Source organism: Exiguobacterium sp. OS-77, assembly GCF_000414195.2.
GTDB classification, from domain to species: Bacteria; Bacillota; Bacilli; order Exiguobacteriales; family Exiguobacteriaceae; genus Exiguobacterium_A; species Exiguobacterium_A indicum.
The window spans coordinates 2,996,751-3,021,278 of sequence record NZ_DF239008.1 but is presented as its reverse complement, the minus strand read 5'-3'; the positions used below and the strand labels follow the sequence as shown (position 1 = coordinate 3,021,278).

Annotated in this window: 28 protein-coding genes and 7 tRNA genes; 32 read left to right on the top strand and 3 right to left on the bottom strand. The window is 48.9% G+C overall.

Going from position 1 to position 24,528, the window contains the following annotated elements; translation table 11 throughout:
- The first annotated feature begins 12 nt into the window (after positions 1–12).
- From EXG77_RS15400 to EXG77_RS15320, 17 genes are all read left to right on the top strand, one after another.
- Positions 13–87, top strand: a tRNA-Asn gene (locus tag EXG77_RS15400).
- A gap of 2 nt (positions 88–89) precedes the next feature.
- Positions 90–164: transfer RNA gene (locus tag EXG77_RS15395), tRNA-Glu, on the top strand.
- A gap of 13 nt (positions 165–177) precedes the next feature.
- Positions 178–250: transfer RNA gene (locus tag EXG77_RS15390), tRNA-Thr, on the top strand.
- A gap of 38 nt (positions 251–288) precedes the next feature.
- Positions 289–372: transfer RNA gene (locus tag EXG77_RS15385), tRNA-Tyr, on the top strand.
- Between the two features lie 4 nt (positions 373–376).
- Positions 377–449: transfer RNA gene (locus EXG77_RS15380), tRNA-Lys, on the top strand.
- Between the two features lie 6 nt (positions 450–455).
- Positions 456–527 (top strand) — tRNA-Gly (locus EXG77_RS15375).
- A 9-nt stretch (positions 528–536) separates the two neighbouring features.
- Positions 537–612: transfer RNA gene (locus tag EXG77_RS15370), tRNA-Ala, on the top strand.
- Positions 613–823: 211 nt separating this feature from the next.
- A complete protein-coding gene (rocF, locus tag EXG77_RS15365; RefSeq protein WP_023466659.1) occupies positions 824–1,732 on the top strand; it encodes an arginase in 909 nt (302 codons plus the stop codon).
- Positions 1,733–1,857: 125 nt separating this feature from the next.
- Positions 1,858–2,421 (top strand): RNA polymerase sigma factor SigW, encoded by a 564-nt coding sequence (gene sigW, locus EXG77_RS15360; RefSeq protein WP_023466660.1) that lies wholly within the window; start codon positions 1,858–1,860, stop codon positions 2,419–2,421.
- 16 nt (positions 2,422–2,437) lie between these two features.
- A complete protein-coding gene (locus EXG77_RS15355) occupies positions 2,438–3,058 on the top strand; it encodes an anti-sigma factor (protein ID WP_023466661.1) in 621 nt (206 codons plus the stop codon).
- 79 nt (positions 3,059–3,137) lie between these two features.
- Positions 3,138–3,998 carry a diadenylate cyclase CdaA gene (gene cdaA, locus EXG77_RS15350; protein ID WP_023466663.1) on the top strand — a complete coding sequence of 287 codons (861 nt, stop codon included), beginning with the start codon at positions 3,138–3,140 and terminating at the stop codon, positions 3,996–3,998.
- A complete protein-coding gene (locus EXG77_RS15345; protein WP_023466665.1) occupies positions 3,998–5,284 on the top strand; it encodes a YbbR-like domain-containing protein in 1,287 nt (428 codons plus the stop codon). The genes cdaA and EXG77_RS15345 overlap by 1 nt, the downstream gene beginning before the upstream one ends.
- A gap of 29 nt (positions 5,285–5,313) precedes the next feature.
- Positions 5,314–6,669: a phosphoglucosamine mutase gene (glmM, locus tag EXG77_RS15340; RefSeq protein WP_023466667.1), complete on the top strand. Its 1,356-nt coding sequence runs from the start codon at positions 5,314–5,316 to the stop codon at positions 6,667–6,669.
- A 412-nt stretch (positions 6,670–7,081) separates the two neighbouring features.
- The gene (gene glmS / locus EXG77_RS15335; RefSeq protein ID WP_023466669.1) at positions 7,082–8,878 is read left to right on the top strand and encodes a glutamine--fructose-6-phosphate transaminase (isomerizing); all 1,797 of its coding nucleotides are present in this window, start codon (positions 7,082–7,084) and stop codon (positions 8,876–8,878) included.
- A gap of 75 nt (positions 8,879–8,953) precedes the next feature.
- A complete protein-coding gene (locus EXG77_RS15330) occupies positions 8,954–9,520 on the top strand; it encodes a hypothetical protein (RefSeq protein ID WP_035399323.1) in 567 nt (188 codons plus the stop codon).
- Positions 9,521–9,543: 23 nt separating this feature from the next.
- Positions 9,544–10,311: a carboxylesterase gene (locus EXG77_RS15325; RefSeq protein ID WP_035399321.1), complete on the top strand. Its 768-nt coding sequence runs from the start codon at positions 9,544–9,546 to the stop codon at positions 10,309–10,311.
- Positions 10,312–10,349: 38 nt separating this feature from the next.
- Positions 10,350–10,949 (top strand): short chain dehydrogenase, encoded by a 600-nt coding sequence (locus tag EXG77_RS15320; protein WP_035399320.1) that lies wholly within the window; start codon positions 10,350–10,352, stop codon positions 10,947–10,949.
- A 37-nt stretch (positions 10,950–10,986) separates the two neighbouring features.
- Here EXG77_RS15320 and EXG77_RS16365 read toward each other — a convergent pair whose 3' ends face one another.
- A complete protein-coding gene (locus EXG77_RS16365; RefSeq protein ID WP_158581864.1) occupies positions 10,987–11,160 on the bottom strand; it encodes a hypothetical protein in 174 nt (57 codons plus the stop codon).
- 129 nt (positions 11,161–11,289) lie between these two features.
- On the opposite strand from EXG77_RS16365, the gene EXG77_RS15315 reads away from it, so the two are divergent.
- The 4 genes from EXG77_RS15315 to EXG77_RS15300 all read left to right on the top strand — a co-directional run bounded on the left by EXG77_RS15315 (position 11,290) and on the right by EXG77_RS15300 (position 14,293).
- Complete coding sequence (locus EXG77_RS15315; protein WP_035399318.1) at positions 11,290–11,850, top strand: isochorismatase family protein; 561 nt, start codon at positions 11,290–11,292, stop codon at positions 11,848–11,850.
- A 13-nt stretch (positions 11,851–11,863) separates the two neighbouring features.
- Entirely contained in the window at positions 11,864–12,346 is a 483-nt protein-coding gene (locus EXG77_RS15310) for a GNAT family N-acetyltransferase (RefSeq protein ID WP_023466678.1), read from the top strand.
- Complete coding sequence (locus tag EXG77_RS15305) at positions 12,343–13,236, top strand: phosphotransferase family protein (protein ID WP_035399316.1); 894 nt, start codon at positions 12,343–12,345, stop codon at positions 13,234–13,236. Before EXG77_RS15310 ends, EXG77_RS15305 begins: the two co-directional genes overlap by 4 nt.
- Before the next feature lie 64 nt (positions 13,237–13,300).
- The gene (locus EXG77_RS15300) at positions 13,301–14,293 is read left to right on the top strand and encodes an NAD(P)/FAD-dependent oxidoreductase (RefSeq protein ID WP_035399314.1); all 993 of its coding nucleotides are present in this window, start codon (positions 13,301–13,303) and stop codon (positions 14,291–14,293) included.
- A gap of 61 nt (positions 14,294–14,354) precedes the next feature.
- Here EXG77_RS15300 and EXG77_RS15295 read toward each other — a convergent pair whose 3' ends face one another.
- Positions 14,355–14,687 (bottom strand): helix-turn-helix domain-containing protein, encoded by a 333-nt coding sequence (locus tag EXG77_RS15295; RefSeq protein WP_238987964.1) that lies wholly within the window; start codon positions 14,685–14,687, stop codon positions 14,355–14,357.
- Between the two features lie 122 nt (positions 14,688–14,809).
- On the opposite strand from EXG77_RS15295, the gene EXG77_RS15290 reads away from it, so the two are divergent.
- From EXG77_RS15290 to manA, 11 genes are all read left to right on the top strand, one after another.
- Complete coding sequence (locus EXG77_RS15290) at positions 14,810–15,664, top strand: NAD(P)H-binding protein (RefSeq protein WP_035399310.1); 855 nt, start codon at positions 14,810–14,812, stop codon at positions 15,662–15,664.
- A gap of 74 nt (positions 15,665–15,738) precedes the next feature.
- The gene (locus EXG77_RS15285; RefSeq protein WP_023466684.1) at positions 15,739–16,593 is read left to right on the top strand and encodes a PPK2 family polyphosphate kinase; all 855 of its coding nucleotides are present in this window, start codon (positions 15,739–15,741) and stop codon (positions 16,591–16,593) included.
- Positions 16,594–16,785: 192 nt separating this feature from the next.
- The gene (locus EXG77_RS15280) at positions 16,786–17,211 is read left to right on the top strand and encodes a DMT family transporter (protein ID WP_035399308.1); all 426 of its coding nucleotides are present in this window, start codon (positions 16,786–16,788) and stop codon (positions 17,209–17,211) included.
- Positions 17,212–17,223: 12 nt separating this feature from the next.
- The gene (locus tag EXG77_RS15275; protein WP_035399306.1) at positions 17,224–17,886 is read left to right on the top strand and encodes a Crp/Fnr family transcriptional regulator; all 663 of its coding nucleotides are present in this window, start codon (positions 17,224–17,226) and stop codon (positions 17,884–17,886) included.
- Positions 17,887–17,898: 12 nt separating this feature from the next.
- The gene (locus EXG77_RS15270; RefSeq protein WP_023466690.1) at positions 17,899–18,369 is read left to right on the top strand and encodes a DMT family transporter; all 471 of its coding nucleotides are present in this window, start codon (positions 17,899–17,901) and stop codon (positions 18,367–18,369) included.
- Between the two features lie 2 nt (positions 18,370–18,371).
- Positions 18,372–19,073: a YjjG family noncanonical pyrimidine nucleotidase gene (locus EXG77_RS15265; RefSeq protein ID WP_035399304.1), complete on the top strand. Its 702-nt coding sequence runs from the start codon at positions 18,372–18,374 to the stop codon at positions 19,071–19,073.
- A 107-nt stretch (positions 19,074–19,180) separates the two neighbouring features.
- A complete protein-coding gene (locus EXG77_RS15260) occupies positions 19,181–19,618 on the top strand; it encodes a GNAT family N-acetyltransferase (protein ID WP_081637454.1) in 438 nt (145 codons plus the stop codon).
- A 51-nt stretch (positions 19,619–19,669) separates the two neighbouring features.
- Complete coding sequence (locus EXG77_RS15255; protein ID WP_238987963.1) at positions 19,670–20,137, top strand: GNAT family N-acetyltransferase; 468 nt, start codon at positions 19,670–19,672, stop codon at positions 20,135–20,137.
- Positions 20,138–20,235: 98 nt separating this feature from the next.
- Positions 20,236–21,303 (top strand): YcjF family protein, encoded by a 1,068-nt coding sequence (locus EXG77_RS15250; protein ID WP_035399298.1) that lies wholly within the window; start codon positions 20,236–20,238, stop codon positions 21,301–21,303.
- A gap of 40 nt (positions 21,304–21,343) precedes the next feature.
- Positions 21,344–21,985, top strand: a complete 642-nt coding sequence (locus tag EXG77_RS15245; protein ID WP_035399296.1) for a peroxiredoxin-like family protein — start codon at positions 21,344–21,346, stop codon at positions 21,983–21,985.
- A 176-nt stretch (positions 21,986–22,161) separates the two neighbouring features.
- Positions 22,162–23,112: a mannose-6-phosphate isomerase, class I gene (gene manA, locus EXG77_RS15240; RefSeq protein ID WP_023466696.1), complete on the top strand. Its 951-nt coding sequence runs from the start codon at positions 22,162–22,164 to the stop codon at positions 23,110–23,112.
- Between the two features lie 41 nt (positions 23,113–23,153).
- Here the strand turns inward: manA and EXG77_RS15235 are convergent, their stop codons facing one another.
- On the bottom strand, positions 23,154–24,488 hold the full coding sequence (locus EXG77_RS15235; protein WP_052017228.1) for a sugar phosphate nucleotidyltransferase: 1,335 nt from the start codon (positions 24,486–24,488) through the stop codon (positions 23,154–23,156).
- Between the last annotated feature and the right edge of the window lie 40 nt (positions 24,489–24,528).

Below are 24,528 nucleotides of genomic sequence, written 5' to 3'. Positions count from 1 at the left end.
CATTTAATTTATTCCGCAATAGCTCAGTGGTAGAGCAACCGGCTGTTAACCGGTAGGTCGTAGGTTCAAATCCTACTTGCGGAGCCAATGGCCCGTTGGTCAAGCGGTTAAGACACCGCCCTTTCACGGCGGTAACACGGGTTCGAATCCCGTACGGGTCACCATTATACTTTTTGTGCCGGTGTAGCTCAGCTGGTAGAGCAACTGACTTGTAATCAGTAGGTCGCGGGTTCGACTCCTGTTGCCGGCACTGTTTTTTCTCAATCGTATAAGTTTCCTAGACAAACTGGGGGGGTAGCGAAGTGGCTAAACGCGGCGGACTGTAAATCCGCTCCCTCGGGTTCGGCGGTTCGAATCCGCCCCCCCCCACCATGTCGAGCCATTAGCTCAGTTGGTAGAGCATCTGACTTTTAATCAGAGGGTCGCAGGTTCGAATCCTGCATGGCTCATTTCTTGCGGAAGTAGTTCAGTGGTAGAATACGACCTTGCCAAGGTCGGGGTCGCGGGTTCGAATCCCGTCTTCCGCTTTTTCTTTCGGGGCCTTAGCTCAGCTGGGAGAGCGCCTGCCTTGCACGCAGGAGGTCAGCGGTTCGATCCCGCTAGGCTCCACCAATTTTATTTAAAGATCTTAAGCGAGTTTCGTTCGTCTTAAGTTTTTTTTATATGAAATGCCAAGCATAACCAGAGTACGTACGCAAGAACACCGTGATTCCCTTCACGGTGTTTTTTTGTATATTCATGCGTTTTTTTGTTGAGTTGAACCACTTGTTTGTTACCGCTTACAATACATGTAGAAGTGACTATGACATAGGGGGAATAACGAATGAACATCGCGTATATCAGCGTACCGTACCGTTATGGACAAGGAAAGCCAGGCACTGAACACGGACCTGCTGCTGTCGAAAAAGCCGGTCTACTCGCGACACTTGAAGCACGGGGACAAGAAGCAGTACGCTACGGGGAAGCGGCTGTCTTATCCGAGGATGCAGTCCGGGAAGAAGATCCGAAGCTAAAACGTCTTGAAGGCGTCGTCCATACGACGAATGACTTGCACCTGATCGTACGTGACGCGTTATCGGAGCAACGTTTTCCGTTATTAGTCGGTGGCGATCACAGCATGGCGATCGGAACGATTGCAGGGTTACGTCAGACTGTACCCCGTCTTGGTGTCATCTGGTTCGATGCACACGGTGATTTGAATACACCGGAAACATCACCGTCTGGCAATATTCACGGCATGCCGCTCGCTGTCGCCCTTGGGGAAGGACATCAGCGTTTAACGGAAGTCGGAGGAACCGATGTCAAACTGCAACCGGAACATCTCGTCTTCATCGGATTACGTGACGTTGATCCAGGCGAACAAGAGCTGATTGATCGTCTTGGTATTCGTGTCTATGATATGGAAGCGATCCGAACTCGGGGAATGGACGCGATCATGGAAGAAGCGATTGCCTATTTGAAGGAAACGACGGATGCGTTCTATCTTAGCTTTGATATGGATGGTCTCGATCCATCACTCGTCGTCGGTACCGGAACACGTGTCGCCGACGGTATTTTCTTAGACGATGCGAAGACAGTGCTCCAGCATTGCGCAACGGCAGAAGACTTCATTGCAGCTGAATTCGTTGAAGTGAATCCGTTGCTTGAAGAAGGAAACGGAACAGCAGAACTTGCGAATGAACTAATCGGAGATCTACTTTTGGCAATGGAAACACATCGCTTAGTAAAATAATGGATAGAACTTGAACTCTTTTCATCGGGGTTCAAGTTTTTTTTGTTACAATTTAAAAGGAGATGAAACATTTATCGGTCGACTTCGTATAAGAGATTGACCGCATAGAGCGGGGGGTATTCAAAGTGGAAGAAACGACACTACGCTTAATTGAGCGAGTGAAACAGGGAGACCGTGATGCATTCGCGGCACTTGTTGATCTATATAAGGAAGGTGCCTTTCTTGTGGCTTTCCGTGTCTTGCGCGATCGAATGGAAGCGGAGGATGCGACACAGGAAGCCTTCATCCGTGTATTTACGAAAATTGATTCGTATAATGCACAATGGAAGTTCCGGACTTGGTTGTACCGAATCGTCACGAACGTATCGATTGACCGATTACGGAAAAAGAAACCTGATTATTCTCTTGATGCTGAGATGTCAGGTACTGAAGGACTGACATTGTATTCACAACTCGAGAGCAAGGACACCTTGCCGGAGGACCAAGTGGTCGATAACGAGCAACGAAACGAAGTCGGGGACGCGATTGCGGCTTTACCAGAAAAATACCGTGTCCCACTCGTCCTGAAATATGTAGAGGATCTTTCGCTAAAGGAAATCAGTGAAATGATCGAATTACCTGTCGCTACTGTCAAAACTAGAATTCATCGTGGACGAGAAGCGCTGAAGAAGCATTTTGCCAAACGATGAGAAGGAGGAACTCACCATGTCACGAGAGCATGTACATGAACGGATCCAGGATTATTTAGACCAAAACCAACCACCTGAGGAATTCGAGCGATTAGAAGCAGAGTTACGAGAAGTAGACGCGATGGACGAGTTCGAAGAGTATCGGCTCCTTGATGCTCGACTGCGTCAACTTCCAGCGCCTAAATTATCGGCAGATTTTACATCCCGCGTGCTGGCACAATTGCCTGAACAGGTGGAGACGCCAAGCGCTGCTTTGCTGCACCAACCGCAACCGTCTCGTTTTGGAGGGAAGATGAAGCAATATCCATTGCTCGCGGCAGCGGCTGTTTTCTTACTTTTGTCGGTCGGTAGCCTTGGTGGTTATATGGCACAGGAAGAACATGACTTATCTTATACGAATGCACCAGGCATCGTCGCTCAAAATGGTGAGGTCGTTGTCCCGAAAGGTGTCACAGTCGATCAAGATCTCTATGTCGAAGGCGGGAACGTCCGCATCGAAGGGAAAGTCAATGGCGACGTCATGACCGTTGACGGGAAAGCGTACACGGCGAGTGCTGGTAGCGTGACCGGAGAAATCAAGGAAATCGATCAATTATTCGAACGCGTATGGTACGGAATCAAGCGTCTATTTCAATAATCAGCTGGGACGAGTCGAACTCGTCCCTTTGTGCTATAATGGAAACTGTTTAAATCAGATGAGTTAGGGGGCACGGTTGGTGAATTACTTCAGCTGGCAACCACTTCAATTTCAATTGTTGAAACTGGGAGAAAACGTACATTGGTACGATTATATTAATGACGTGATTGATATTGCGGTCGTGACGTTCGTCATTTACCGTCTCATGATCATCGTCAAAGGAACAAAAGCGGTCCAGCTCATTAAAGGGATCTCGGTCATTTTGATCAGTTGGTTCCTGAGTGGCTTTTTTGGACTCAAAACATTGCAATTCTTACTGAATCAAATCATCACCTATGGGTTACTAGGGATTATCATCATCTTCCAACCCGAACTCCGGCGTGGACTGGAACATTTAGGACGAACGAGTAAATTCTTCTCGCGTAGTGCGGTCAGTGATGAAGATGAACAAATTCGAATCGTCGATGCGCTCGTATCGTCTGCTCAGTACATGTCAAAACGGCGTATTGGGGCACTCGTGACGATTGAACGGGAGACTGGACTGAGTGAATACGTGGAGACGGGTATTCCGCTCGGCTCACAAATCACGAGTCAGTTGCTGATCAACTTGTTCATTCCGAATACACCCTTACATGATGGTGCCGTCATCGTCCAGCAAGGCAAGTTAGCAGCAGCCGCTTGTTACTTACCGCTGTCTGAGAGTGCACATATCTCAAAAGAGCTTGGAACACGTCACCGCGCAGCAATTGGTGTCAGTGAGGTGACGGATAGTGTCACGCTCGTCGTCTCGGAAGAAACGGGTGGTGTCTCACTCGCCATCAATGGACGTCTATACCGGGAACTCGACGAAGAATCCTTGCGGACGAAGTTACTTGAGACGATCGTCAAGGCCGAACCGACGAATACTTCCTTCTTGAACTGGATGGGGGCGAAAAAATAATGTTCGAAAAGTGGTTCAATGAGCGCTGGTTTTTACGCATCGTTGCTGTTGCCTTAGCCGTCATGTTGTATTTGATGGTCGCAGGTTCGAATACGACGGGAAAAAGCGATGCCGCTAGTCTGTTACCGATCGCAGGACAAGGCTCGACGAAGTTTGACGTACCGGTCACGGTCCAGTATGATGAATCGCAATGGGTCGCCTATAATATTCCAAATACGATGGAGGTCACCGTAAAAGGTCCTTCGAGTAGCTTGACGATGCTCCGGCTTGTTCAGGATTTTGGATTATCGATTGATTTGAAAGGTCTCGACCCGGGCTATCATCGTGTCCGTGTCACACCGACTGGCTTTGGAAAAGATGTCGAAGTGACGCCGAAACAACAGACGATCGAAGTCTTCCTCGATAAGAAGATTACGAAAGAAGTACCGGTACAAGTCGCCTTACTCAATAAAAACAAAATCGCTGAAGGATATGTCGCTGGGGAAGCGCAACCGAACCAACAAACTGTTGAAGTCACGGGAGGCGCGGAGAAGTTACAGGCGATTTCAGCAATCCAAGTACCGATTGATGTGACCGGTCGGGCAGAGACGTTCAAAGAGACGTTCAATGCTAAAGCGACGGATGCGAACGGGAATACGATTAATGCATCTTATCAACCGGAGCAATTAGAAATCACAGTACCGATCTATAAGGAAAGTAAGACGGTACCAATCAATGTGAAGACAAAAGACAACGTCAAAAAAGGCTATACCGTTGTCAAGATCGTTCCCGTCACGACGGAAGCTCGTCTATATGGAACAAAAGAAGAGTTGGAACGGATTGGTTCCGTTGATACAGAAGCGGTCTCGCTTAAGGGATTGACGAAGACGACGGAAAAAACCGTCAAACTCGTGGAACCGGAAAACGCGACGGCGATGGATCCGACACAGGTTACCGTCAATATCGTCGTTGAAAAGGAAAATGCGAAATCGACGACAGAAACCGTCGAGGATCGAGCAGAGAAAACGATCCCGGGTGTGACGGTCACGTTGAACGGGTTTGATGAGTCGAAGTATACGATTGATTATAACCAAACGATGGATGTCGTTGTCCGTGGGAAAGAATCGGATCTAGCATCGATTGATGCGACGGACATTAAAGCGGTCATCGACGTGACAGGACTAAAAGAAGGAACACATGGATTGCCGATTTCATACCAGACGTCGAAAGCCTTCGATGTCTTGCGTCCGGATAACATGGATGTCACGTTAAAAGCCGTGCCTCGGACATCCGTTCCGACCAATTAAAACAAATTAGTGAAATGAGGAAATAACATATGGGTAAGTATTTTGGAACTGACGGCGTACGCGGCGTCGCAAACGTAGAATTGACACCGGAACTGGCGTATCGCCTCGGTCGAACAGGTGGTTACGTGTTAACAAAACACGAAAGCACACGACCTAAAGTCTTAATTGGACGCGATACACGTGTTTCTGGTCAAATGCTTGAGAACGCACTTATCGCGGGTCTTTTATCGATCGGTGCAGAAGTCATGCGTCTAGGTGTCATCTCGACACCAGGTGTCGCGTATCTGACAAAAACAATGGATGCGACAGCAGGAGTCATGATTTCCGCGTCGCACAATCCAGTAGAAGATAACGGGATCAAGTTCTTCGGATCAGACGGCTTTAAGCTTGATGACGCAACAGAACTTGAAATTGAAGCATTACTCGATGAAGCAGAAGATACATTGCCACGCCCAGCCGGAAAAGAACTCGGCTTCGTTCATGATTATTTTGAGGGCGCACAAAAGTATCTGCATATGCTTCGTCAGACATCGGATGAAGATTTCTCAGGCATCCATGTCGCGATTGACGGTGCACACGGAGCGACGTCAAGCCTCGCACCACGTCTATTTGGTGACTTGGAAGCAGAAGTATCGACGATCGGAACGAATCCGAACGGACTCAACATCAATGATGGTGTCGGTTCGACACACCCTGAACACCTTGCTGCCTTCGTCAAAGAAAAGAGCGCAGATGTCGGTTTGTCATTTGATGGCGACGGCGATCGCTTGATTGCAGTCGATGAGAACGGCGATATCGTCGATGGTGATAAAATTATGTTCATCTGCGGGAAATACTTGAACGAACTTGGTCGTCTGAAAGACAACACGATCGTTGCGACGGTCATGAGTAACCTTGGTTTTCATAAAACCGTCAAAGAAAACGGGATGACGGCGCTTCAGACAGCAGTCGGTGACCGTTATGTCGTCGAAGAGATGCGTAAGAACGACTATACGCTCGGTGGCGAACAGTCGGGGCACATCATCTTCATGGATTACTCAACGACAGGAGACGGCATGTTGTCAGGCGTCCAGTTGTTGCAAATCATGAAAGCGACAGGGAAGAAGTTATCAGAACTCGCAGCTGAGATGCCGATCTTCCCACAACGTCTCGTCAATATCCGTGTTTCAGATAAAAATGGCGCAATGAGCGGTCCTGCTGTACAAGCAATCATTGCGGAAGTTGAAGCGGAAATGGCGGGGAACGGACGGATCCTCGTTCGTGCGTCAGGAACAGAACCACTCGTTCGTGTCATGGCGGAAGCTCCGACACAAGAAGCGTGTGATGCGTACGTCGAGCGGATCGCGAATGTCGTTCGTGAGAACTATGCGTTACAAGAAAACTAAGAAACCCGAAGCAGAGCGATTGCTCTGCTTCTTTTTTTACAATTATTTTAGAAAAACAGCTTGAGATTTTTACAAAAAATAGGGATTATACGTATTGATTAGTGAAATATCGGGAATAGTTACAACTACGTTACCTTTCTTGCTTTTTCAAAGTAAAGTTCGTATGATGGTGAAGTCGGACAGAAACGGGGTCAGACGGAACTAAAAAGCGCCAGGGCTTTCTTCGTAGGTTGAAAGCTGACGAGGTGGAGGTTTATCGAATCATTCGGCGGATGCCTCCCGGTAACAGGTCCATACCGTAAATCGTTCTGAAATCGTCCAAGTGATTGGGCGGACAAACAGACCGATCGGGACCCTCTCAACAAGAGCCGTTTCCTCTTCAGGGAAATACTTGTAAATGGAGAGATGTAACATGTGCGGAATCGTAGGTATGATCGGACAGGTCAACACGAAAGAAATTTTATTAAAAGGTCTCGAGAAGCTCGAGTACCGCGGCTATGACTCGGCAGGTCTTGCGTTCGTCAACGACGGCGTCCAAGTCCATAAAGAAGTAGGCCGGATTGCTGCGCTACGCGAAGTCGTTCCTGCAGAGGCAGACGGCACAGTCGGAATCGGACACACACGTTGGGCGACACACGGTGTCCCAAGCGTACCAAACGCGCACCCACACCAAAGTGCGTCAGCACGTTTCACACTCGTGCACAACGGTGTCATCGAGAACGATGAGCAGTTGAAAGCAGAATTGAACGTCGATCTCCTGAGCGACACGGATACAGAAGTCATCGTTCAGATGATCGAAAAGAACTTCAACGAGACAGGCGACGTCGCGGAAGCATTCCGTCAAACACTCCGCGTCTTGCATGGTTCGTATGCGCTCGCATTGATCGATGCAGAAAACCCGGACGTCTTATACGTCGCGAAAAACAAATCACCACTTCTCGTTGGTCTCGGTGACGGTACGTTCAACGTCGTCGCTTCAGACGCAATGGCAATGTTGCAAGTAACGGATCAATTCGTTGAGTTGCATGATGGTGAGATGATCATCTTGACGCGTGATAGCGTGACGATCCAAGATCTCGACGGGAACGTCCAAGAGCGTGAAGCGTACACGGCTGAAATCGATGCATCAGATATCGAAAAAGGAACGTACGCGCACTATATGCTCAAAGAGATGGATGAGCAACCAGCAGTCATCCGGAACATCGTTCAAAAATATCAAAACGAAGCAGGCGACATCACACTCGATCAATCAGTCCGTGATCTCGTACTCGGTCGTGACCGTGTCTATATCATTGGTTGCGGAACAAGCTACCATGCTGGTTTGATCGGAAAACAGTTGATCGAACAAATCGCAGGCATCCCGACAGAAGTGCACATCTCTTCTGAGTTCGGATACAACATGCCATTATTGACAGAGAAACCGCTCTTCCTCTTCCTTTCACAATCAGGTGAAACAGCGGATAGTCGTGCCGTTCTCGTCGAAGCGAAGAAACTTGGTCACCCGGCACTGACGATCACTAACGTTCCAGGATCAACATTGTCACGTGAAGCAAACGCAACATTGTTGCTCCACGCGGGTCCAGAAATCGCCGTTGCTTCAACAAAAGCGTATACAGCTCAAATCGCTGTTCTCGCTGTCCTTGCGTTTGACCTTGCTCAAGCAAAAGGGGTTGCCGTCAACTTCGATCTCATGAAAGAACTCGGTAAAATCTCAAGTGCGATGGAGTCGGTCATGTCTCAAAAAGATCGCTTCCAAGAAATCGCGACAGAATACTTGTCTGAGTCACGCAATGCGTTCTTCATCGGTCGTGGACAAGATGCATACGTCGGGATGGAAGGTGCATTGAAACTCAAAGAGATCTCGTATATCCAAGCAGAAGGATACGCGGGTGGAGAGCTTAAGCACGGTCCGATCGCTTTGATTGAAGACAACACACCGGTCATCGCGCTCGTGACACAACCACACGTTCATCTCAACAACCGTGGGAATATCAAGGAAGTCGTCGCACGTGGGGCAAATGCGTGTGTCATCGCAGCAGAAGGTCTTGAATTGCCAACAGATGCATTCGTCATTCCAGCAGTCGAGCCACTCTTGTCACCACTCTTGTCGGTCTTACCACTTCAATTAATCTCATACTACGCGGCACTCGGTCGCGACTGTGACGTCGATAAGCCACGTAACTTGGCGAAGTCGGTAACGGTTGAATAAGGAAACAAATCGACTCCAAATGACAGGCGTGTAAGCGTCTGTCGTTTGGAGTTTTTATATTAGGAGGAGAACGAGATGAACCGCTGGATCACCGCATTTCCTAAGAGATATGAACAGGACGTTCGGGTCGTTAAAGCATGTCTACCGTTTGGATGGACACGATTATCACCAGGGGCGATCGAAGTAAATATAGAACAGGAACACATACAGATTCCGATGCGTTTGTATTTATCAGAAATCGACTCGGAGCGGATCAAGCAACTGACGTCGACTCAGCAGACGATTTTATATTGCCTTTACACCCGTCACCATGATGGTCATGTTCGTGAGCAGTATCTTCAGCAGTTACTTAAAAACCATCCACACGACGGATGGGTTCTTGCCTATATCATCGAACTTGCTAGTGAATACGTCCGTGACATCGTCGACATCATCGTACCCGCAATCGAGCAATGGGATCCGGAAGTGAAGCGGCGATTCGTCGAGGATGATCCGGCATACATGAAGCGAATCGAAGACCGGATGATCAGTTACTGGAGTGCTTATTATCGGTCAAGTGGCGAACGACGATCCGAAGCGAACTACCCAGGCTTTCGGATTATAGAGTCGTTACGGGAGGATGCTTCGGTGGAGGAAGTGTGAAGAGATGAAAAGGAGGGGCGCACTTGATTACGAAATCAAAGGATCTGTACTTAGAAGGACCCGGACCTGCTGTTTTGTTGTTACATAGTTTTACTGGAAGTGCGAATGAGATGCGGGGACTCGCTCGTTTTTTACATGCAGCCGGCTATACCTGTTACGCGCCCAATTACGCCGGGCACGGGGAATCGCCGGAGCGCTTGTTTGAGACGACGATCGAAGACGTCTGGCAGTCCGCGCAAGTCGGACTCGCGTTTTTACAAGATCGAGGACACAAAGACATCTTTTTGATCGGACAATCACTCGGTGGAGTAATGGCACTTCGACTAGCAGAACAGTCAGGATGCGCTGGACTCATCTTACTCTCGACGCCGATTCTTGATCGGACGATTGCCGGACTTGAGCACCGCGTCCGTCGGTATACGGAACGGTATTTTCAATTTGACGATCGTTCGCCAGAGTGGATCTTAGATTTTGTCGACCGTCATTTTCCACGCCCGGAAAAAGACTTACGGGCACTGCAACAGTTCATCCTCGACACGGGAGTTGTCTTGCCGAAGATCACGCAACCCATCGCTCTATTCCTTGGTGCCTTAGATGATGCCGTCTATCATGCAAGTCTCGAGCGAATCGAAACGACAGTGCCGAGCCGAGATCAGAAAAAGGTTCTTCTTCCGAACAGTAAACATTTACTGACGCTCGATCGGGATAAACAACGTTTGTTCGAAGAAATCCTTATCTTCTTGAAGACGCATCCGGTAGATTCCTTGAAACCATCAGCTGCTGTGCAGTAGGCTAGATAGGTAAGCTAGACGTGAAAGGGGAAGGGATCATGCGAATTTTAGTAGTAGGAGCAAGCGGAACGATTGGGCAGGCAGTCGTCGAACGGCTGAGTGGGCGGCATGACATCATTCGTGCCGGACGAAGCGGAGCGGATGTACAAGTCGACATCACATCAGAGGAAAGTATTCGGGCGATGTATGAAACAGTCGGTTCTGTTGATGCCGTCATCAGTGCCACAGGTGGTGCTCATTTCGGTCCATTGACGGACTTAACACCGGAGCTTAATCAAATCGGAATCGACAGTAAACTAAAAGGTCAGGTCAATCTTGTCTTGCTTGGTTTAGAGTCAGTACGAGACGGGGGAAGCTTTACGCTGACGACCGGCATCATGATGGACGATCCGATTCGCCAAGGCGCATCCGCTGCGCTTGCGAACGGTGGGGTCAAAGCGTTCGTTCACGCAGCAGCGATCGAGATGCCACGAGGTATTCGGATCAACAGTGTCAGTCCGAACGTACTGATCGAGTCGCTTGAAAAGTACGGACCCTTCTTCCGTGGTTTTGAAGCCGTTCCGGCGTCACGTGTCGCGACGGCGTTCGAAAAGAGTGTCGAAGGGGCACAGACAGGGCAAAATTACGAAGTCTATTAACTAAAAAAGCAGGTAGCGAAAATCGCTACCTGCTTTTTTAGAACCCGGATATGACATAACGTTCGATTCCGAATAGTAATAGAGTGATCCCGAGACAAATGAGTAAGTTGCGTACGAACCAACTACCTGTCATCGTCCGGTTCATGATCAGTTTCTCCAGTGTCAGATTGACGAGAAGCACACATAAGAAGATGACGCCAAACCAAATCATCCAGACACATCCTTTCCTTCTTCTTAACGAATCCAACAGCTAAAAAGTTTCACGCCCGTCAAGAGCAGGAAATCATTCAGATGAACGGGAAGGAAACAAGCAGTCGATTTTACAAGGAGGAACATGACGATGAAACAAGCAGTCCTAGTGATTGATTTTCAACAGGAACTCGTCGACGGAAACACAGAAGAACGATCGGTATACTTAAAAGAGCAAGTCGCGCACGTCATCGAAGCGGTCGTGCTTGAAGCAGACGAACGAAACGTTCCGGTCGTCTTCATTCGGGATTTGGACGTCGCTGGCGGAACAGGACCTGGGTTTGCAGTCCATGACTCGATTCCCGTTCCAGCGTCCAGTGTCACGTTCGATAAAGCGGCGACGAATGCGTTCCATGATACACCCTTGCTCGATCATCTACGCCAAGCATCGATTGAACATCTGATCGTTTTAGGCTGTAAGACGGAACACTGCATCGATACCGCGGTGCGCAGTGCGACGGTGCACGGCTTTGATGTCACACTCGTCGCCGACGGGCATACGACGAACGGCTCCGATGTCCTGACGCCGGAGCAAATGATCGCCCACCACAATCAAGTCTTGCACGGTCATTATAACGTCGAGCACTTTGCGATTGTTCGTCCGTCAACGGAAGATGTCTTCACCCCAACCCACAATGACTACCGGACATGAAGAGGAGAATAAGATGATTGAATTACGAAAAATAACAGCGTCCGATTACGATCGCTACGCGACGCTCGTCCAAAACGAACGTGTCATGCGTTACATCACGGAACAGGCATTAACAGATACGGAAACGAAACAACGCTTTGACCGAATCCTTGAACAACAGCAGCACGACCGACTCGGATCGTATCTGATTTATACCGAAGAGACATGGATTGGAATCGGGCACATGACCCGGAGTCAAACGCAACCGTTTGAAGCAGAGCTCGGTTACATGCTGTTACCCGATCAGTGGGGACGCGGATACGGCACAGCGATTGCAGAGCGTCTCTTACAGTTAGCGACAGAAGAAGAGCTACAGGTCGTCACGGCAACGATTGATCCAGCGCATGAGGCATCGCGCCGTATTTTGATCGGATTAGGTTTTGAATCGACCTATGTTGGACCGATTGACGGTCTACCAGGTGAAACGCTACAGAAAATAGTGGGGACGACAGAATGACACGAGACGCATGGATTGAACATTTTCAACTCGACGTCGCAGCATGCGCGACTGTCGACGAATCGTATAGTTCTGAAGTCGATCGTCTCGTCCTAACGGATGGTCAGGTCGTTTTCTTAAAGCGCCCGTATACGGCTGAAAAGTGGTACCGGGAACGTGGCTGGATTCATGCACTAGAACGATTTGTACCCGTGCCGCACATCTTAGCTGAAGCAGCTCCCGGGCAGACGACAGGGGCGTTCGTACTTGCTGCCTTACCGGGACAGGCACCGATCACGATGACTAAAAAATTGGCGTACGAAATTGGTCGAACGCTCGCAATGCTGCATACGTGTACAGGAGAAGCTTACGGCGAGTATACGGAAGATGGATTTTATGCCTATCCGGTTCAGGACTGGCGACGCTTCCGGAATGAAAAACTCGATGGATTCATGCCGTTCATCACGACCGAACTCGATCCGGTTTTTTTAGAGAACATCCAAACAGAGTTAGTCAGACGAGAACAGTCGTTACCGGAGCCTTCACGTCCCGTTGCCACACATTGTGACTTCCGCCTAGCAAATTTACTGACGGTAGGTGATCAAGTCACAGGGGTGATCGATTTCGAGACGACCCGCTACGGGGCCGTCGAGATGGACTTCACGAAGATCGTCCGTAATCTCAATACGTTCGGTTCCATTTACGTCACGGCATTTCAAGAAGGATACGCGATGTTACACCCAGACGTGCCGATCGAGACGTATCTAGCATACTATCGTTTGTGGGAAGCACTCACGGCCGTTGGGTGGTGTATCAAACGTGGACTAGAAGAGCACCGGGCGTTCTTTGAGGAGAACATCATGCTCATCGAGCAGGAATTACAGACGACGAGCATATCGGACGGGTATTGATTCACCCATGTCTTGGAAGAAACCTCTATACTTAGGGAAATGAGGAATATGAGGGGGAAGCGAGATGACAGGGAAACGAATCGGAATCATCGGTGGTGGACTCGCCGGAATCTTTGCGGCACGTCAATTGCAGGCAGCAGGACATGCTGTTGAAATCATCGAAAAAAGCCAGAGCGTCGGGGGGCGAATGGCAACTCGTCGGATTGATCAAGGAACAGCGGATCATGGTGCCGTCTTCTTCACGGTTCGGACGGAAGAGTTGGAACGCGAAGTCGACGAATGGCTTGAGAAAGGGTGGGTTCGTAAGTGGTTCGGAACGGATTTTCCACGCTATGTCGCGACGAACGGCATGAATCAACTCGTACAAGCGATTGGTCGAGGGATTCCCGTCCAGTTGAATGAACAGGTCACGCATATTACGGCAACAGAGGACGAACTCGTCACACAAGCGACGGATCATCAAGGTACGTATGATGCCTTACTCGTGACGGCGCCTGTGCCGCAAGCATATGAACTGTTGCAGTCTTCTGATCTGGCGCTTGGAGATGACGATCATGAGCAGTTGCGCCAAGTGACGTTCGAGCCGACATTCGTGGGTCTGTTTGAAATCAAGGAGCGACTGACGATCGGGGAAGTCGGCCTACAAGACGAACAACTCGTCGATGGGATGTTAAAACTCGTCAATAATGCCGAGAAGCAGATTTCGAAGACGACACTCTTGAGCGTCTATATGACAGCCCGCTTCAGTGAAGACTGGTACGAGCGTCCGGAAGAAGAGACACTCGCTGAAGTCGAGCGGCTGTTACAACAGCAACTCGGACCGGTGACGATTGTTTCGCGTCAGCTCAAACGTTGGCGTTACGCTCAGGCACGTGCGGTTTACCGGACACCGCATTTGAAACTAGCGGCACATCCGCTTTGGCTTGCCGGGGATGCGTTCCTTGAAGCCGATGATGCGTCAGGGCGGACGCGCGTCGAGAGTGCTGTCATCTCCGGATTACGCGTCGCAGAGGCGATTGATACCCACTTACGTCAGACGGTGACAGCGACGGAATGAACGACAACATGCACTTCTTTTCTGAATCGAGAAGAAGCGCATGTTTTTTTGTTACTCACGATCATTCCCCCTGGAAGTGTTGCTCACTCCAAGCTGCCATTTGGTCAAGAATCGGTAAAAAACTATGTCCGGCATCCGTCAGTGAATATTCAACGCGAGGAGGAACTTCGCCAAAGACGTGTCGTTGAATCAAACCATCCGCCGCGAGCTCGCGAAGCTGACGCGTTAATGTTCCTTTAGAGATACCTGTTAATTGTTGCAGTTCATGAAAACGATGCGTCCCGTGTGTCAGGTGCCACAGCAAGATGATCTTCCATTTGCCAGCGACCATCTGTTGGACCCGAGTGACCGGGCAAGCCGTCCGTTGATTGGTCGTTGAATCGAATACAGCCACGTTCATCCTCTCCCATTGGTTCGTTTTGAGGGACCTAGTTTCAGATAAGTGCCTACTTTTTTTAGTGTATCACCTGGCGTATCATGAAGAACAACATCAAACTTTAAAGGAGTGGTTTCATCATGAAATGGTTAATTACAGGCGCAACCGGAAAATTAGGTGCGCGCATCGTGCAACATCTCAGTGAACAAGTCGGCAACGAACATGTAGCGGTTAGTGTCCGTGACGTTGAAAAAGCAGCGTCGCTTGCAGCGCAAGGAATCGACGTCCGGCATGGTGATTTCGATCAGCCGGAAACACTCGGACACGCGTTTCAAGGCATCGATCGTCTGCTGATCATCTCGACGGACGGTGAAGAAGCAACACGGATCCGGCAACATCAAGCCGCTGTCACGGCAGCACAAGCGGCAGGCGTCAAGCTGATCGGTTATACGAGTATCGCCAATGCGGCACAGAGCACGAACGGACTTGCGCGAACACATCGGGTCACAGAAGAAGCGATTCAAGCGACAGGTATCCCGTATGTCTTTTTCCGCAACAACTGGTATCTCGAAAATGAACTCGGAACGATGGATGCCGTCGCACAAGGTGCAGACTGGTTAACAGCAGCAGGTGAAGGCAAAGTCGGATGGGCGTTACAAGAGGAGTATGCGCTAGCGATTGCGATGGGACTGACGCTCGAGCATCCAAAAGCGATCTATGAACTATCAGGTCCGTTGCATACACAAGCAGAACTCGCGAATGCAGTCGGAACAGTACTTAACCGATTGGTCGCTGTAGATGAAGTAGATAGCGCGACCTATGGCGAGCGGATGCAAGCAGCTGGCTTACCTGACTTCTTGATTCCAATGTTGACGGGTATCCAGGCAGATATCGCAGCCGGAACCCTTGCGGTGGAAAGTACTGATTTTAAACAATTACTCGGTCGTCCTGTGACGACGCTAGAAGAGGGAGTCCGTCTCCTTTTGAAAAGATAAGTTCATCTGAACGTTTTCAGGATGAACGAGTAGGGTAAATCCCCTTTAGAAGCAATTAAAGGAGGAGCCCTACCATGAAACTGTCATCCTATCGTGTCAAGGAAGGCGAGCAAGTCTCGTTTTCGAATTACCCGACATCAGAAAAACATGAGATTTCGGAAGCGGAATTGCGAGAGAAGCGGATTCCGAAAAGTGTCGAGACGTTACAAGAGTTACACTGGCGTTTACATGCCGAAGAGAAGAACGGCGTCCTCGTCATCCTGCAAGCGATTGATGCAGCGGGGAAGGATGAGGCAATCAGCTACATCTTTTCTAACTTGAACGCACAAGGACTCCGGACGATTTCCGTCAAAAAACCGTCGGATACGGAGCAAAAACATGACTATCTATGGCGGATCCACGAAGGACTACCGGAAAAAGGGGAAGTCGGTATCTTGAACCGCTCCTATTATGAGGAAGTCATTGCGCCACGAATCCATGATTTGCTCGAGGAGGAAGAAAAGCCGGATGACGGGGATGTGTGGCAGATGCGCTATCGCCAAATCAATGACTTTGAACGCTATCTCGTCGAGAACGGCTTCCGGGTCGTCAAGTTTTTGTTCCACGTCTCAAAAGAGGAGCAACGGCAACGATTGTTGACTCGTCTGAAGGATCCAACGAAAAACTTCGAATTCTCGTTCAGTGATATTGAAGAACGCAAGCACTGGGACGAATACCATGAGATTTTTGCTGAGCTTGTCTCGGCGACGTCGACATCGTATGCACCGTGGTACATCTTGCCGGCAGATGACGAATGGTATTCGCGTTATATCGTTACTGAAGTCATGAATGAGGTCCTGAAAGAAATTGATCCGCAATATCCGAAGTTGTCGGAAGAGGATCAGGAACAACTAGATGAAGCAATTAAACGATTGGAAGAAGAAGCATAAATCATTTACACCAAAAGCGATTGTTCTCTTGCTGAGAAGAATCGCTTTTTTTTTGATGCATTTGGCTTTGTATGAATTTTTTTCAGTTATCATGAAGCATGAACTTATTCACATCTCAGGACAAATGTCCTGTTCAAATCAGAAGGACTCTCGTTAAATGAAAGTATCATGGAACAAGAGAGGAGTATGCACATGCGTGGTGTCTTATTTGCGATTGCTGGTGGCTTTTTCTTGACGCTCCAAAGTGTCGCCAATGCCCGGATCAGTCAAACGATCGGGACGTGGCAAGCGGCGACGATCACTCAGATGACTGGGTTCATCGTTGCGATCCTTTTAGCAATCGTCTTACGGGATCGCAGTTTTTCAGCGATGCGATGTGTCAAACCACTCTATCTGGCAGGGGGAGCCTTTGCGGCGATCATATTATTCAGCAACATGACGGCTGTCCACCGGATGGGCGTGACTTTGACGATTTCGCTCTTTTTATTGGCGCAATTAGCGCTGGCACTCTGGATTGACGGAAGAGGCTGGTTCGGCGTCATGAAACGTCGACTGCGGGGTCCGCAGATCATCGGCATCTTGATGATGGTAGCAGGCATCTTCATCTTAAAGAGCTAAGGAGGAGAAGAAGTGACGGACATTGTGACCTATTTGGAACGGTATCAGTTAATGCATGTCTTTGATGCATCACTACGCAAGGCGATGCACATCCAGACGTTCGCACCGGGTGAGGCTTTATGCCGACAAGGCGATGTTGCGCATGAACTCTACCTGCTCGTCGAAGGGAAATTGAAGATCACGCATATGTCGGCAACGGGGAAACGTCTCGTGTTGTCCTTCAAGCATCCGTTTGATCTCGTCGGTGATATTGAGTTCGTCCGAAAGATTGATTTGATGAACACGGTCGAGGCAGTGACACCAGTGACCGTCTTACGCATTGCCTATCCGGATTTGGAAGAAGCACGTGTCCATCATTCTGCCTTTTTATTATTTTTACTCGAGACGATCACGAAAAAGTTTGAATTAAAATCGCATACGCTCAGCTTCAATCTGTTGTACCCGGTTGAAGTTCGGCTCGCCAGTTATTTGCTGTCGATGACACCTAATACGGATGCTTTTGCGAGTAAGGAACTCGTCGATGCGGCAGATTTGATCGGGACGAGTTATCGTCATGTCAATCGTGTCTTACGCCAGTTCGTCGATGATGGGTTGATTCGCCGGACGCAGCATACGATTGAAATCATTGATCGAGACGGATTGATGGAGCGCGTTGGAGAAAGCATTTACGAATGAAAGAGGTGTGATATGGTTACAGGAATCATTCTTGCCCTTTGTGGGGGCATGCTCGTCTGTATTCAAAATACGTTTAACGCAAAAGTCAAAGAACACGTCGGCGCTTGGGCGACGACAACGTTAGTCCTTGGACTCGGGTTCCTCGCTTCACTGACGATTGGTTTGATCGTCGAAGGATCACAACTGTTTGCACTAAAAGAGGCACAAACCTGGTTTTGGTTCAGCGGGATCATTGGTGTCGGTGTCGTCCTCTGTGTGACGCAAGGCGTTCAACAACTCGGACCGAGTCGAGCGATTTCGATCGTCATGGTATCACAAATCCTGTTTGCCTTACTCTGGGATACGCTCGGCTGGTTTGGTTTACAGACCGTTCCGTTTACGTGGACGAAAGCACTCGGCGTGCTATTGATTGGTGGTGGCGTGCTATTATTTCAACTAGGTGGCAAAACAACGACTGTACAACACGTACGAAAAGGAGCTTGACTATGTTTTACACGACGGTATTATTCGATATTGACCATACATTACTCGATTTTGAAGCGACGGAACGGATTGCCTTTCGCCGCCTGCTCGAGCAACAAGATTTGCAGTGGACACCGGAGCGAGAAGCGCGCTATAAAACACTCAATCAAGCGCTTTGGAAAGCACTCGAACGAGGTGAGGTGACACGCGAGGAAGTCATTCACTCACGGTTCGTGACGTTCTTCGCGGAAGAAGGACGGACGGTCGACGGACGAGAAGTTGACGAAACGTATCGCGGCTATCTCGCACAAGGAACAGAATTGATTCCGGGTGCGACGGCGCTGCTTGAGCAGCTAGCAGGAAACGTCACGATGTACGTCGTCACGAATGGTATCTCGAAGACGCAACGCGCACGGCTCGAGGGCGCCGAATTAACGGACTTCTTTGAAGGGATTTTCGTTTCAGAGGAGACGGGTTTTCAAAAGCCGATGGCAGGATTCTTCAATCATGTGTTTGCGCGAATTCCGCAATTCGACCCAGCGCGAACGATCATCGTCGGGGATTCCTTGTCAGCTGATATCGCAGGTGGCAATCAAGCCGGTATCGCAACATGTTGGTTTAATCCAGAAGGAAAATCAGCGACGGATATCAAGCCGACGTTTACGATTACGTCGTTAGCCGAACTACCTGCGGTGCTTGAAAACGCAGCAGTTCTTCAACAATGAATTAAACCAACCGATAGGAGAGAGAAGGAAAGGGGGCGATCACTGTGCAACGATGTGATCAACAGACGCTGGAGGGAACTCCCGTCTAACTAAAAGGGGAAATGAACATGATTCAACTTGTACCGGTAACAGCAGAAAACTGGGAAGCGTGTTGTGAGCTGACACTGACAGCAGAACAGCAAGACTTCATGGAAGCGAATGTCTACTCGATCGCGCAAGCGAAGTTCGAACCTAGCCTTGTCCTTCGGGCGATCATTGCAGGTGAAGCCGTCGTTGGTTTTGTGATGTACAACACGGAGCTAGAAGAACTCAACGGCTACTGGATTTACCGCATCATGATCGATCAAGCGCAGCAAGGGAACGGAATCGGACGATTGGCGATGCAAGCCGTAATTGACGAGATGCGCGTGTTACCTGCAGCGAAACGAATCGTCGTCGGCTATCGGCCGGATAATCAGGCGGCACACCGTCTGTATGCAAGTCTCGGCTTCATCGATCACGGGGATCGATTCGGTCGGGAAATGGCGGTGCGATTAGAAGTATAAAACTTGATGAGATGATGAACGAATAGAGGAGACACCATGCACATTCGACTAATGAAAGAATCGGATTATCCAGAAGTCGTCCGGATCTACGAACAAGGAATAAAGATGGAGAACGCGACGTTTCGCACGGAAGCATTACCGTACGAAGAATGGACGAAGCATCACCACGCACACAGCCGCCTCGTTGCGATGGAAGACGAGCAACTGCTCGGCTGGGTCGCGTTAAGTCCATTCTCTTCGATTCCGGCATACGCCGGTGTCGCTGAAATCAGCCTCTATATCGCGGAAGAAGCACGCGGTAAAGGTGTCGGCACACGCTTGATGGAAGATGTCATTCAAGCAAGTGAAGCAGCCGGGATCTGGACCTTACAATCGCAAGTCTTTCCGGAAAATCAAGCGAGTCTACACCTTCATGAACGATTTGATTTTCGCGAAGTCGGTCGCCGGGAGCGAATTGGTCGGCTCGGAGGCAGATGGCGCGATACGGTATTGCTTGAGCGACGCAGCACATATCTCTAAAATTCGGCAAGTGGACACAATGTTCCCTTGCCTTCTTTGTGTTGAAAGCAAGAGATAACGGGAAAAGACAGACAGCAGAAGAAGGGGGAGGGATCACAATGGATGATTTTTTTGGTGAAGGACTTGAGACCAATCAGCAAAAGCGGAAACGCAAACTGGAGGAAATCTTTGATCAGTCGTTTGAATCGGAGCGACGAGATTTCAATCAATCGCTGGAGCAGGACGTGACGGTTGCCTTGATCGGAGATGTCAATGCGGGAAAATCTTCGACTTTGAACGCGATTCTTGGTCGTGAAGTCGCAACGGTCGGGGCGCGCCCGGGTGAAACGGTCCGGATTGATCAAGTAAGGCAGCATCCGGAAGATAAAGTCATCTTCGTCGATACACCAGGATTGAATGATGCCAATACACAGAACTCGGAAGCGACGTGGACGTACTATCAAAGTGCCGATGTCATCCTTTACTTTTTAAATGCGGCAGGTACTGTCTTATCTGAGACGGAGACGAAGAACTTTCGAAAAATCTATCAACATAACCAAAATGTCTTGATCGTCGTCACGAAGATGGATGCGACGGATGATGTCGACACGATCGTCCAGCATATTGCAGAAAAACTACCAGGACCCAAAATCATTCCCGTATCAGCACGAGAAGGAACGAACATCGATCGGCTCCGCCGGGAGGTCCTCGATATCTTAAAAAAGTTCGACAAGGATAATGTGTTCGTTCGCCAGATGGATCCGACCGTTCGTGGGAAGATCGCCAACAACTGGATTGTGGGTGCCGGAACAGCCGCAGGTGCGATTGGTGCCGTCCCGTTCCCGGGAGCTGATATCATTCCATTGACTTCAATTCAAATCGGCTTGATGCTCAAGTTATCGAATCTGTACGAACGACAGTTATCCAAGGAGAGTGCGAAGGAGTTGCTTGTCGTGACGATCGTCGGAAACTCCGGAAAAACCGCCTTTCGGCAAATGGCGAAGCTCGTTCCGGGGTATGGTGCCGTCATTGCCGCGGGCGTTGCTTCGACCGCCACCCTTGCACTCGGATATGGAACAAAATATGTCTATGAGAATAAGCTTGAGCTGACACCGGAACAACTGATGGGGTTCGTGAAACGATTCCGGAAGAAGGCAGAAGAGTCGTCAGAAGAGACAAACGAGTAATCTCCCTGTTATTCTATACAGCAATAAAGGGGGAGAACACATGACACGATTACTCGAAGAAATCAAACAGTATCAATCGGAATTCCGACAAAAGGCACCTGCTGAGAAACAACGGTTGATGGCGGAAGCGACAGCTGAACTCGCTGCTTCTGGTATTGCTAAAGGTTTAGATGTCGGTGATACGATTCCACACTTTACGTTACCCGATGTATCCGGCAAGCCTGTGGCGATCGAGACATTACTCGAGCAAGGTCCTGTCATCTTAACATTCTACCGGGGTGGCTGGTGTCCGTACTGCAATCTCGAACTTCGCGCGTATGAACGGGAAATCGATCGTATTCGTGCGCTGGGAGCGACCGTCGTTGCGATCAGTCCAGAGACACCTGATTTTGCTGAACAGACAGCAAACAAGAATGCGTTAAGTTTCCCTGTCTTAAGTGACGTTGATTTACATGTATCCCGTCAATTTGATCTCGTGTTTGACCTGCCAGCTTATTTGATTGAGATTTACAAAGCATCGGGACTCGATGTAGCGAAGCACAATGGAAATGAGGATTGGCAGTTACCGAAACCGGCGACGTTCATCATTGATACGGATGGTGTGATTCGTTTCGCAGAAGTATCATCGGATTATACGAAACGCGTGGATCCGCAGACGATCATCGATTATCTCGAACAATAAAAGAGCTAGCAAACTGTACGAAAACCAACTCCTAGTGATGCACTAAGAGTTGGTTTTTTTATGATTCAATCTGTTTTATTTGGATAATATAGACATAAAAATGGGTATAAAGAGGTAACCAAACGTATAGATGGAGGTGAAGCGTCGCTCCTAGTCTATCGGGAGTCCGCGTCGATATGTATGCCATTCAACCAATTTTCAAAGAACGAATTTGGGGCGGTCGACGTTTAGAGGCGTTGTTTCAGTTTGAGTTACCAGAAGGACAAATTGGAGAATGTTGGACAGCATCTGCTCACGCGAGTGGGCGGACGTACTTCTTAGATGGACCTGATCAGGGGAAGACGCTAGATGAATTATGGCAAACGAAACGGACAGAATTATTCGGTGATTATCTGCTGGATGCCTTTCCGCTTCATGTAAAATTTCTGGACTCGTCCGCCTACTTATCCGTTCAAGTCCATCCGAACGATGAGGAGGCACGACGGCTAGAAGGAGAACCATACGGCAAGAATGAGTGCTGGTATATCTTAGAGGCTGCACCAGAGGCAGAAATCATTCTTGGTCACAATCTACAATCACGAGATGCCCTGTTTCGGTGCGCTCAAGAAAAGGACTGGGAGACGTCACTTCGGCATCAAAAAGTTAAACCTGGCGAATTCTATTACATTCCGAGTGGTACGATCCACGCTCTAGGACCAGGCATCGTTCTTCTTGAGATTCAACAGATGAGCGATCGAACGTATCGACTATATGATTACGACAGATTAGGAGATGACGGGAAACCGAGAGAATTGCACGTTGAGAAGGCAATCGCTGTCACGACGATTCCAGATGAGCCGTGGACGAACCAACCAGAGACGATCATCAAGGAAGGGGGTGTAATGACGAAGTTGCTTCAAGTACCTTCCTTTACGGTGATCCGTCATGAAGTGATCGGTCGATATACATTACATGATCATCCAGTCTTTCGTTTGTTGACTGTCATCGAAGGTAAAGGAGAAGCGCGGCAAGGGAATCGCGTGATTCCCTTACAGAAAGGAAAACAATTCTTTGTACCGCGTCGAGCGGGAGATTACGAAATAGCGGGATCCGTCACATTCGTGACGAGTGAAGTGTTTTTAGATTAGAGCAGACGAAAGGGCACCGATAGGAGGTGCCCTTTCTAACATCATGGTTTGGAACGAATCGAGGTTGGGAGCGGATAGTTATCTTGCTCCGTCCAATCGATCGAGTATTTAATTTCAATCATGATCAAATCTTCTAGTGTGGTCAGCGTATGCGGAATACCTTGTGGGATATGCACGACAGAAGTTGGTCCGAGTTGCTGTGACTGACCATCGATCAGTGCCTCAGCGCGACCTTGTAAGATGCTCCATGTCGAGTCGGTATGCGCATGATAATGATGACTAATTTGTTGATGCGCCTTGATATGCAGCCGTCGGGTCACGGCATAACGCCCGTCCTCTAGTTGCTGTTGATGTAAAATCGTCGCATAGCCCCAGCGTTTCCATTCAAATTGTGGTGGCAAAGTGTCATCCGTCAAATATTCCTTTAAGGCAGGTGTCTCGTCTTTGGACGCAACGAGGACACCATCTGGACTCACCGACACGATTAAGTTATCAAGTCCGATTCCAAGGACCGGAACCTGTAATTCATTGACGATATGCGTATTTTTCGAATGGAGCATCCGGGCGTTTCCATGAAGCGGATGCGGCATCTCCTCCGTTAATGTATTCCATGTTCCGAGATCTTTCCAGTAACCATCATACCGATGAACGAATAAAGAATCGGTCTTTTCAACAACCGCATAATCAAATGACGTCTTTTCTAATGCATCATAGTTCGAGTGGAGCGCCTCGAATGTCGTCGGCACTGCTTGTTCTTCTAGACACTGCATCAAGAAGTCAAGGCGACAGGCAAAGACACCACAGTTCCATAGTGCACCTTGTTCGATTAAGTCACTCGCGACTTCAACAGTCGGCTTCTCTTGGAAGCGATCGACGATGGACACATTTTCGGAAGTCTGCGGAATGATATAGCCATATTTTGATGTCGGATGTAACGGCTCGACCCCCATTAAATGAAGTGCATCCGGATGTTCTTGGACGGCTTGGTCCAGTTGCTCGAAGCGTTCAAAGAACGATAGTTCAACGTAAGGATCGACCGGCATGATGATGATCGTCTCTTCTAAATCAATTCGTTCTGCGAGATAACTTGTCGCAAGCATGATCGCAGGGAACGTATCGCGACGTGACGGTTCTTGAATGATGGAAGTACGGAAGCCTAGCTGATTTTCGATTGCATCGACTTGTGAACTCGTCGTCGTAATGACAGTCCGGTCGTCCAGACCGACTTCCTGAAGCTGCTGAAAGACGCGTTCCATCATCGATTGTTTATTGCCATCGCGATCTTCCAGGATTTTTAAGAACTGTTTCGAGTTCAAATCGTTCGAGAGCGGCCAAAGCCGTTTTCCGGATCCACCTGATAGTAAAAGAATATACATTGACGACCATCCTTTCTTTTTAAAACGGAGGCGATAGCAT

Coding starts and splice junctions, on each gene's coding strand:
- rocF (WP_023466659.1), top strand. CDS start 824: ATGAACATCGCGTATATCAGCGTACCGTACCGTTATGGACAAGGAAAG.
- EXG77_RS15355 (WP_023466661.1), top strand. CDS start 2,438: ATGTCACGAGAGCATGTACATGAACGGATCCAGGATTATTTAGACCAA.
- EXG77_RS15345 (WP_023466665.1), top strand. CDS start 3,998: ATGTTCGAAAAGTGGTTCAATGAGCGCTGGTTTTTACGCATCGTTGCT.
- glmM (WP_023466667.1), top strand. CDS start 5,314: ATGGGTAAGTATTTTGGAACTGACGGCGTACGCGGCGTCGCAAACGTA.
- glmS (WP_023466669.1), top strand. CDS start 7,082: ATGTGCGGAATCGTAGGTATGATCGGACAGGTCAACACGAAAGAAATT.
- EXG77_RS15330 (WP_035399323.1), top strand. CDS start 8,954: ATGAACCGCTGGATCACCGCATTTCCTAAGAGATATGAACAGGACGTT.
- EXG77_RS15320 (WP_035399320.1), top strand. CDS start 10,350: ATGCGAATTTTAGTAGTAGGAGCAAGCGGAACGATTGGGCAGGCAGTC.
- EXG77_RS16365 (WP_158581864.1), bottom strand. CDS start 11,160: ATGATTTGGTTTGGCGTCATCTTCTTATGTGTGCTTCTCGTCAATCTG.
- EXG77_RS15315 (WP_035399318.1), top strand. CDS start 11,290: ATGAAACAAGCAGTCCTAGTGATTGATTTTCAACAGGAACTCGTCGAC.
- EXG77_RS15310 (WP_023466678.1), top strand. CDS start 11,864: ATGATTGAATTACGAAAAATAACAGCGTCCGATTACGATCGCTACGCG.
- EXG77_RS15305 (WP_035399316.1), top strand. CDS start 12,343: ATGACACGAGACGCATGGATTGAACATTTTCAACTCGACGTCGCAGCA.
- EXG77_RS15300 (WP_035399314.1), top strand. CDS start 13,301: ATGACAGGGAAACGAATCGGAATCATCGGTGGTGGACTCGCCGGAATC.
- EXG77_RS15290 (WP_035399310.1), top strand. CDS start 14,810: ATGAAATGGTTAATTACAGGCGCAACCGGAAAATTAGGTGCGCGCATC.
- EXG77_RS15285 (WP_023466684.1), top strand. CDS start 15,739: ATGAAACTGTCATCCTATCGTGTCAAGGAAGGCGAGCAAGTCTCGTTT.
- EXG77_RS15280 (WP_035399308.1), top strand. CDS start 16,786: ATGCGTGGTGTCTTATTTGCGATTGCTGGTGGCTTTTTCTTGACGCTC.
- EXG77_RS15270 (WP_023466690.1), top strand. CDS start 17,899: ATGGTTACAGGAATCATTCTTGCCCTTTGTGGGGGCATGCTCGTCTGT.
- EXG77_RS15265 (WP_035399304.1), top strand. CDS start 18,372: ATGTTTTACACGACGGTATTATTCGATATTGACCATACATTACTCGAT.
- EXG77_RS15260 (WP_081637454.1), top strand. CDS start 19,181: ATGATTCAACTTGTACCGGTAACAGCAGAAAACTGGGAAGCGTGTTGT.
- EXG77_RS15255 (WP_238987963.1), top strand. CDS start 19,670: ATGAAAGAATCGGATTATCCAGAAGTCGTCCGGATCTACGAACAAGGA.
- EXG77_RS15250 (WP_035399298.1), top strand. CDS start 20,236: ATGGATGATTTTTTTGGTGAAGGACTTGAGACCAATCAGCAAAAGCGG.
- EXG77_RS15245 (WP_035399296.1), top strand. CDS start 21,344: ATGACACGATTACTCGAAGAAATCAAACAGTATCAATCGGAATTCCGA.
- manA (WP_023466696.1), top strand. CDS start 22,162: ATGTATGCCATTCAACCAATTTTCAAAGAACGAATTTGGGGCGGTCGA.
- EXG77_RS15235 (WP_052017228.1), bottom strand. CDS start 24,488: ATGTATATTCTTTTACTATCAGGTGGATCCGGAAAACGGCTTTGGCCG.